Source organism: Candidatus Enterococcus moelleringii, assembly GCF_017377575.1.
Lineage (GTDB): Bacteria > Bacillota > Bacilli > Lactobacillales > Enterococcaceae > Enterococcus_A > Enterococcus_A moelleringii.
On the sequence record NZ_JAFREM010000033.1, the window covers coordinates 158187 to 168344 of the forward strand.

Below are 10158 nucleotides of genomic sequence, written 5' to 3' on the forward strand. Positions count from 1 at the left end.
GGGGCAAATAAGAGGCAAGGTGCTACCGGTTTTCAATGTCTTGCTTCAATTTTTCCTTTAGAGGTTTAAAAATATTGTTTACAGCTAAGGAAGTCACTCTACGACAGTATCGTCCGCTATCTTTCTCCCTCTCAATATCACAATCATAAAAAAATATAAGAATTTGGTCACTATCTGATTTACTATCAATCACTTCGTTTGGAGTATAACCCTGCGTTAGCAATTGAATCAATACATAAATTAAGCGATATCAGAAGTATTCTTATATCTAGAATACTTAAACGCTGGATATTTTTGCCAGAGTACCATTTATATCTTGTAACACAGTATTAAGAGTGTCTTTGTGATGGCGAACTCTGTCATCCGGATCAACTACAAAAGATTCATTTTAATAAATAAATCAAGAACTTATTTTGTTATATACTAAGCTTGACCTTCTGATTCTGTAATATTCAAATGATTTTCAACCTCTTCGATATAAATCTTCAAAAAAATTCCTCTTTCTATAAAATATTTAGATATAATATTACAAAAACCGCTTGTAATAAGCCCCGTTGTTTGATAAACTTTAATTGGAAAAACTAAATAATAACTAAAACGTTAATTTAAGTGATGGTGAGTTAGTGTATTAAGTGCGTATTCTAACGTTTATAGCAGAATCATGATGGGATATTTAAATAAGCTTATATGAACCTGACTTAAATCTGTAACCAGGATGGTCAAGGCTTTTTATTTGCAAGTTAATAGCTTTAATCACTGAGAGTAAAATAAAAAACGTACGAGTGATTTTGTCAAATTATTTTAATTTTTATCATTCGAAAGTTTTTTATGTAACATTTACATATATTGTTGCGATTTTTGTAACTTGTATGGAGTAGTGGCGTGTAGATCAAAAGTTGTCGTTTTTTTGTAAATGTTTACCTGCATTTTTGCTTTTGTTGCTAATAATAAACATCTTATTTCTATTGTTAAAACTTAAACGTTAGTCTACAATCTAAAGTTTCGGAAAAGGGGTCAAAGAGGATGAAAAAGAAAAGTGGAAAAAGAGTTTTTAGATGGTTGCTTTACTCGAATACGATATTGCTTGCAATGAGTACGCCAATCAATGTGATCGCTGTAGCAAAGTCGCATACAGAGCAAGTTGGTCAAAATGAAAAGCAAACTCGCACAAATAATTATGAAGCGGCATTAGCAGCTTACAAAAAGGCTGAGGAAGATTATAAAACAGCTAGAGACAGTTATTTGAGTAGGAAAGCAGAATACGATACCTTGGTTCAGGATGCAGAAACTGCCAAAAATAGTTACAAAGATGAAGTCGATAATTTAGAGTTAGCCAAAACCACTTACAACAATTTAAAAGCAGAGTATGTTACTGCCAAAGCTATCTATGACGGATTAATACAAGAATTTAATGAAATTAACGATGATTATACTGGTAAAATACCAGATTATAAAACTGCCCAAAAAAACTATGAAGATTTAGTCGGACCGTATGAAGTCGCAAAAATTGCGCTCATTCAAGCTGAAAGTGAATATCTTACAGAGCTGAATAATTATAATCAACTAAAAAGTCAAGTTGACATAGATAGCGTGTTACAACAGACATATCTTGCTGCTAAAGCGACCTATGATACTAAATTAGCAGAGTACAAAATTGCCAAAGCAGACTACGAAAGTAGCCAAGTAAATTACCAAGCTGCTATACAAAGATATAATGAGTTGTTGGGTGACTATCAGTTTAATCAAGTAAATTATCAGGAGAAATTAGGTCAATACAATGAACTGAAAGCTATCTATGACGACACGCTGGCAAATTATAATACAGCACTAACTGAGCTGACAACGCTTAATGATGAGGTTGAAGCGCTAACTAATAGCTATCAGGAAAGCTTAGCTGCGTATACACCTATTCAAAATCAGTACCAGGATTTGCTGGCTGAGTACGACGCAATCAAATCAGAATACAACGAGAAAAAGGATGTTTATTTAAACGAACTGGCTAATCTAAATGAATTGATAGCTGATCATAATACAGAAATCGCCTCTTATAATCAGTTGAGAGATGAATTTATTAATGCAAAGCAAGAGTATGAACTAGCGGTTACCTCCTATCAGACGAGTACTGAAGCAATCAATAATTTATTGCCGGCTTATGAAGCAAAAACCACTGAATATGAGCAAGCCAAAGCAACTTATCAAGAGCGAGTAACAGCCTATCAAACAGCTAAGGCCGCTTATGAGCAAAATAAAGACAACTATACTAGCCAATTAACAGCATTTGAAGGTAACCTTACCATTTATCAAAACAATCGAGATGCTGCTCAAAAAGTTTTGGATCAATATGAGCAGGGCTCTGTTGAATATGAAGCGGCTTACCAAGCCTATACTGAAAACAAAGCGCTCTATGACCAAACATTAGCTGAGTACCAACAGGTCAAAGCCGCTTACGATGGGCTAGTAGAAGAATTTTTACCAATACAAGCAAACTTTGAGACAGTAACTGCCGATTTCCAAGTGCTAGAAACGCAATATCAGAATCTAAAAGCTGAATATGATGGCTTAAGTACTCAAAAGATTCTAGCCGAACAAAGCTACAAAGAATTGGAAATAAAATATACGAATGCCTCCGATAAATATAGCCAAGTGAAAACGGAGCATGAACGCCTGTTGGACGAAATTTCTACATTAACAATCGAAAAAGATCGTGTATCAGCTTTGCATGATGACCTGGCAACAGCTTATGAAGAAGCTAAAAATAAATTAGCTGTTGGTCAAGAAGACTATGAGATTGTGAATGAATATTATCAAAAAACACTAGCTGATTATAGAAATGCGATGGCCAAATATGAAACTGCTCAGATTAAAGCCAATGGGTTAAAAGTAGATAAAGAAGCGTTAGAAATTGACTTAGCAGAACTGAATACTTCCTATACTCAGCTAGAAGGAAAATTAGGAGTGTTAAATCAAGAATTAGCTGCTGTCCAAGCGGAAAAGATTACTTTGCGCACAACATTTGAAAGTACAACGACTAACTACCAAGCAGTTTCTGCACAATTTGATGAAGTAACCAGACTGTTAGGCATAGCTGAAAGTGCGCGACAAGCTGTTATTGCTCAAGTGGAAGAAGCAGGAGTTGACTTTCAAAGGGTTAAGGTCCTGTATGACGAGTTAGTGGTTCAAAACAGCAAGTTGGAGACTCAATACAATGATGCTGTGGAGAAGTACGAAGAAGCAGATAGGCTTTACACAGCATTAGCTGGACAAAAAGCAATATTAGAAGGCTTGATTGAAGATATTAAAACAGAAATCGACAACAACGGCTTGGAACAAAAATATAACGCTGCAAAAGACTATTACGAAAATGATTTGAATACTTCCTTAGCTAATGCGAAGATACGCTATGATGCTGCTCTGATAGCTATTGAAGCATTTAATAAGAATCCAGATGTGGTAGAAGTCAGGAGCCTTTACGAAGAAGCCACAAAACGTTATGGGGAAATGGAAGCCTTATATGATATAGCTGAAGCAGCAGTTGAGGAATACAATAAAGATACAACCATTTCGCCACAGTATCAGAAAGTCCTTAAAGCGTATGAAAAAGCAGATGTAGCTAAAGATAGTATAATGGAAGCTTTCGATAGTTTGAATGCTGTGATTGATAATTATCCAATAAAAAATCCAATGAATATTGAAGGACCTGTCACTGGAAACGAAGATGAGGAAGGTGAACTAACTAGAGTTTTAGCAGAATTTGACGAATGGCATCAAGAGTATCAAACTGAGTTAGAGAATTCTCAAAGAATTTTTGAAAGTTCGAAACAAGACATCTTGGATTACGAAACTGCTTATAAAAATTATAAAGCTTCTGGTCTCGCTACTGATCTGCCACCAAATGTCGTGATTGACCCAGATTTTCTAACGATTTCTGAAGAGGTCTTTACTGAATTAGATGGAGACATAAGTATCAAAAATCTAGAAGCCTATAGTAAAGTTGTGAAACTAATGAAGCAGCTTAGACTAGATTATCAGGAATACGTGAATACAATCATGAACGAAAATGCCAATCCAAATCCTGATGGCAAGAAAATCACAACAGCAACCACTACCACGGAATGGTCATTGACTGCAGAAAGCATACGAATAAGAGATGCTCAAAACAATCCTGTTGAGCTAGATTTTTCGTTTTTAGGTCCTGAATTTTCGGATATTAGTAGTCAAGAAACTTGGAATGCTATGTTAGAAGCTTATCAAAGACAAGCAGCTATGCAACAAGAAGAAATTAGAATCTGGTCTAGCTTCGCTCAAAAGGAGATTGCTTCTTGGGCTGGAAAAAAAGCAAAATTTTTAAGTGATTTGGATAGTGCTATTGTTGGGACGGATATTAACAAAATTTCAACTATTAGCCCAATCGCAAATGGAGCAATCGGGAATAGTGCGGAAGTTTATACTGAAAAATTTAAGGAGACTACGGATGGTACTCATCAAGAGTTGATACGTGCATTTAACCAAGGTATCATTAATTTAGATGCTACTCCTGAAACAATATGGATGTTCATTAGTGATCCTGCATATGAAGGCTTTACTTTGATTTCAGTTTTAGAAACAGGAGGGTTTAACACTGAACAAAATCAACAGAGCTTTAATGTTGAACCAGGACCTTCTTTGATGTTAGAGGCCTCTGTAACACTAACGCCAATTAATAAAGAATTTCCAACTGTAGAAGTATATTCGCCAAAAATACCAGATCAAGTAACAATGCTCGATAAACTAGAGTCTGTAGCAATTAAAGAATTTGACGGTAAAATTAGTCCACCAGAAATGGATGCAACTATTGTTGAAAATGTAATCGTTCCTACTGTTGAACCAATTGAACCTGTTACTCCAATTGAACTTCATTCAATATCATCAGCAGCACCAACAGAAGTTGTTGTTAATCTACCAGGATTAGAAACAACAACAAATGTAACAGACGTCAAATTTGAAGTGCCTGATCCGACAGGAAATACAGCTCCAATTAGACCAAATGATGTTATCAGTGAAGTTGTTGATCCAGTGAAACCTACTCCAGACTTTGATGATTCACCAGCTTTTGAGGATATCGAGCCAGTTGATCCGTTTGATCCAACACCTATTGAGACACCAGAAACACCTGGCGATCAGACTGTTCATGAAGAGGAAGAGAATATTGACATCGTAGAGCCGATTGCTCCTAATCCAGAGGAGGTTATCAAACCGGTTGAACCTACGCCAATTCCAAACGTGGATCCTCCAGTTATGGAACCAGTTAAACCGGAAGAGCCGGTAGACCCAGAAGAGCCAGTCGATCCAGAAGAGCCGGTTGATCCAGAAGAGCCAGTCGATCCGGAAGAGCCGGTTGATCCAGAAGAACCAGTCGATCCGGAAGAACCGGTAGATCCAGAAGAGCCGGTAGATCCGGAAGAACCGGTAGATCCGGAAGAACCAGTCGATCCAGAAGAACCGGTAGATCCAGAAGAACCAGTGGATCCGGAAGAACCGATTGACCCAGAAGAGCCAGTCGATCCGGAAGAACCGGTAGATCCAGAAGAACCAGTAGATCCGGAAGAACCGATTGACCCAGAAGAGCCAGTAGATCCGGAAGAACCGGTAGATCCGGAAGAACCGATTGACCCAGAAGAGCCAGTAGATCCGGAAGAACCGGTAGATCCAGAAGAGCCGGTAGATCCAGAAGAACCAGTCGATCCGGAAGAGCCGGTAGATCCAGAAGAACCAGTCGATCCAGAAGAACCGGTAGATCCGGAAGAACCAGTCGATCCAGAAGAGCCGGTAGATCCAGAAGAACCAGTCGATCCGGAAGAGCCGGTAGATCCGGAAGAACCGGTAGATCCAGAAGAGCCGGTTGATCCAGAAGAACCAGTCGATCCGGAAGAACCGGTAGATCCAGAAGAACCGGTAGATCCAGAAGAGCCGGTAGATCCAGCGGAGCCAGTGGATTCTAGAAGGCCTACTGATTCTAAACTAAGTTTGACAAGTGTTCAACAACCGAACGTTAGCAACAACAATAGACAAATGCTACCACAGACCTCAGAATCAAATCCATCTTGGTATCAACAGTTAGGAATGGGTTTGCTAGGTATCTTAGGTATTTTTAGTATCAATCGACGTCGACAACAAAAAGAAGAAAAATCCAGAACTCAGAAATAGACTCCAATCTATCGCAGCGCAAACTATTTTAACTCAATCGTTTGCGCTGTTCCTTTTGAAAAATCGTTTATTTAGTTTCTAAAAAGTGCATTTGATCCTATCGTAAGTGCCGCCCAGGTTCTTTCCAACCTTATAGGAATCACTTGTTTTCTAAACCTAAAACTTTCTTTGAACAGATCGCTTTGTATCTCAGTATTCTTTATCTTTTTTGTCACAAAAAAATAAAGAATGTCGTAATACCAATAGTGTATTTTAAAATGCAGATTGATCTTTATGGAAAAAATGATTAGTAAATTAGAGTTTTTTGTGATCAAGAATACAGATTGAAATTTTCTAGTAATTATCATTAAGTGATATCCGAAGGGGCACCTTTGCGAAGTTCAGACAAAGATACCCTATTAAATCGTCAAAGGATCACAATAGAAATGAGCAAATTCTAAAAATCAAAATGTATAAGAACTATTGCGTTTGAAGTCGTATTAGTAAAAACATTGAAAGGAAAAGGTATATATGAACGTATTAATTTTGACTAACTGTTTGCTTGCAGAAATGGAGTTTACAAAAAAACTCAATATGCTGGGTTATGAAGTGTTTTGCAGCCATGATTTACTGAATAAATTTAAAGAAAAGAATTTGCATGACAATGTAACTAAGTTTTTTCAAAACATTATAATCAGTGAAACGGTTTCAGATGGTGAAATGGAGGATCTGCTAAAAAACAAATTCTTTTATTCGGATGTTTTGTATAGAAAAACTTCATCTTCACTTGATGTTTTGGAGAATAAAGATAGTAGAATTCAGGATTTGATTCTTCCGGACGAACCTCTAGAGAGCCTTAGAGAAAAATTATCAAAGACTAACCGTAACAAGGTGAACCTATTGAATAAACAATTTATTGATCCCTCTACTATAAGTAGTAATAATTTGAATGGTTTTTTACCTTTTAGTAAACAAGAGAAGATAGTTTTTGAAATTTTGCGCGAGGCTAATGGGAATATTGTGTCTAGAGAAAAAATTTGTGAAACAATTTGGTCTGAAGTTACACAATCCAATCTTGCTAGAACTTCCAGCATATTAAAAAATATAAAAATTAAACTTGAAGAAGTAGGGATTGATAACAGCAATATACAAACCCTTTGGGGAAAAGGATATCGTTTAGTCTAGAGCTGATTCAATAAATTGCAATTGTAACAATAGAAACTTATAGGTTAACAACTCGTGACTTTAGTCGTGAGTTGTTAACCTATTTCGAAAAAAGGACAGTGCTGCTTGCTTTATCAATGAATTGGTAGAAACATTGGGAATTGACAAACCTTATCTGTTTGGCCGCCCACGAAGCTGCGATTTAAGCGCAATGTCCGAATCATTGAAGTGAATCTCACGTTAGAGTATTTTAAAGCAAAACAACGCACACTGCTTTCAGAATCTAAAACTGGAGAAGGTGAAAAATGAAACAGTTATTCTCGTCATGGTGCTAAACATGAGGAAACTAGCGGCAATGAAGCGAGCAGGAGCCCTACCTACATAAAAAATAACCCGAGCGCCAAAAATCTCTACTAGATTTCTGACGCTCGGGCTATTTTAATGCTGTTTTGAGACATGACTATGACACAGCCTTTTTTCCTTTGAATTTTTAACCGTTTGATAAAAAAGTGATACTGGAAAACATTAAAAAACTCTAAATATTCTGCCAAAAGACGATAATGGAAAGTTGAGTTATAAGATATAATTGTAGGAAGCGACAAAGTCAGAAAACTTGCTGACAGGACGATTTTAGGAGGATAAAACATGACATTTCCAAAGAATTTTTTATGGGGCGGGGCAACAGCTGCCAACCAATGTGAAGGGGCCTGGAATATTGATGGCAAAGGGGATAGTATTCCTGATCATGTAATGGGCGGCAACTTGAATAAGCAGCGTGAATTTACCAAGGTGATCGATTTAGATAAGTACTATCCAAGCCATGAAGCGATTGATTTTTATCATCACTATCAAGGAGACATCGCCCTTTTTGCCGAGATGGGTTTTAAGGTATTTCGTTTGAGCATTGCCTGGTCGCGTATTTTTCCTAAAGGGGATGAGTCGACACCTAATGAGGCTGGTTTAGACTTTTATGATCGAGTGTTTGATGAGTGCGCCAAATATGGGATTGAGCCTTTAGTGACGATCAGTCATTTCGAGCTGCCTTACCATCTGGGTGAAAAATATAATGGATTTGCGGATCGCCGGGTGATTGATTTTTATTTGAATTTTGCCGAAACGCTTTTTAAACGCTACAAAAACAAAGTCAAATACTGGCTGACCTTTAATGAAATCAACTTTGGAACTTTACCGATGGGCAATCGTCATTTGCTGGGGATCATTGATGGAGTAGATGACGTCAATCGTCGTTATCAGGCTTTGCACCATATGTTAGTCGCTAGTGCGAAGGCAGTTGAACTAGGCCATGAGATTAATCCTGAATTTAAGATTGGTTGTATGCTGGCTTATATCACCATGTACCCATTGTCTTGCAAACCAGAAGATGTGCTGGCTTGTCAGCAGATGAATCAAGTGTTGAATTTCTTCTGTGGTGATGTTCAAGTGAAGGGTGCTTATCCTTTCTACATGAAAAAGTATTTTGCAGATCATGGTATCACACTGGATACTCCCCAAGAAGATTTGGAAATTTTGAAAAAAGGAACGGTTGATTTTTATACCTTTTCTTATTACATGTCTACCTGTATCGCTGGCAATCCTGAAGGCGAAGATCAAACTGGCGGGAATCTATTTGGCGGAGTCAAAAATCCTCATCTGGAAACCAGTGAGTGGGGCTGGCAAGTGGATGCGATTGGCTTGCGCTATACCTTAAATCAGCTATATGATCGTTACGAGATTCCTTTGATGGTCGTCGAAAATGGCTTAGGCGCTATCGATAAAATTGAAGACGATGGTTCTATTCACGACGACTACCGAATTGATTACATCAGAAAGCACGTAATTGAAATGGATAATGCAATTCAAGATGGTGTTGACCTAATCGGTTACACGTCATGGGGCTGTATTGATTTAATCTCTGGCGGCACCGGTGAGATGGCTAAGCGCTACGGTTTTATCCATGTAGATAAAGATGACGCAGGCAACGGCAGCTTGAAGCGTTCTAAAAAAGACAGCTTCACCTGGTACAAAAAAGTAATTGAGACAAATGGCGCTGTCCGCTAAACGGATACAACAGAAATTTTGACACGATAATGATCAGGGAACAGCTTTTTAGGAGGCTGTTCCCTGATTTTTCCCGCGTTTATCCATTAGAATAAACTGCCGAAAGAGTTCTCAGTCCTTATCGCCGTTTCTTCTTCCCAGGTTTCTTCTTCCCAGGTTTTTTCTTCCCGGGTTTCTTTTTATCTAGCGCCTTCTTGATTTTTTTCGCGTCTTTTTCTTCCGCCCATTGTTCTTCAATCTTTTCTTTGGTGAAGTGGGTCTTCCGATTGTAATTGAGCTTATTTAGCAGCGACTTTCCTTTTTTGTTCTTCGGTTTTTCTGGCTGCGTATTTTTAGGAATATCGTCTGGTTCTTTCGGCGTTTTCACCGTTTTGCTGCCAGAGGAATCAAAGGGGTTCGGAGCATCTTTTAATTTTGTACCGCTAATTAAAGCTGAAAGGATTCTTTCTTGAATTGCCTCTGGATCGTCCATTGGTGAAAATGTGAAGTCATCAAACAGATACGCCGCAATTTCTTCCGATGTTTTGCCTGCATAGACATTATTTTTCAAATAATTTGGAGACTCCATTAGTGAACCAGCATCCGGGTCGTTATTTGCCTTCACCAGTGCCAAGGCTTTCAAAGCTTGGTCCAGCAGTGGTTGAAGCGGGTGGTCAACAGCTGGCGCGGTCTCAGCCATTGTTTCCGCCGTCTTTTCTTCTTGTGCTTCCGCATCGTAAACCGGAGTCGTCGACTGATAAATATAGCGAACCAATTCCGTAAAACGCCGCACGC

Annotated in this window: 3 protein-coding genes and 1 pseudogene; 3 read left to right on the forward strand and 1 reads right to left on the reverse strand. The window is 38.1% G+C overall.

Annotated features, from left to right (window positions below; genetic code table 11):
• The first annotated feature begins 1023 nt into the window (after positions 1-1023).
• The 3 genes from JZO70_RS20340 (at position 1024) to JZO70_RS20350 (ending at position 9384) form a co-directional block, all read left to right on the forward strand.
• The gene (locus JZO70_RS20340) at positions 1024-6183 is read left to right on the forward strand and encodes an LPXTG cell wall anchor domain-containing protein (protein WP_207675527.1); all 5160 of its coding nucleotides are present in this window, start codon (positions 1024-1026) and stop codon (positions 6181-6183) included.
• 510 nt (positions 6184-6693) lie between these two features.
• Positions 6694-7347, forward strand: a complete 654-nt coding sequence (locus JZO70_RS20345; RefSeq protein ID WP_207675528.1) for a winged helix-turn-helix domain-containing protein — start codon at positions 6694-6696, stop codon at positions 7345-7347.
• Positions 7348-7971: 624 nt separating this feature from the next.
• Positions 7972-9384, forward strand: coding sequence for a glycoside hydrolase family 1 protein (locus tag JZO70_RS20350; RefSeq protein ID WP_207675529.1), 1413 nt, complete (start codon positions 7972-7974; stop codon positions 9382-9384).
• A 118-nt stretch (positions 9385-9502) separates the two neighbouring features.
• Here JZO70_RS20350 and JZO70_RS20355 read toward each other — a convergent pair.
• Positions 9503-10158: pseudogene (locus JZO70_RS20355) on the reverse strand (hypothetical protein); the annotation flags it as partial.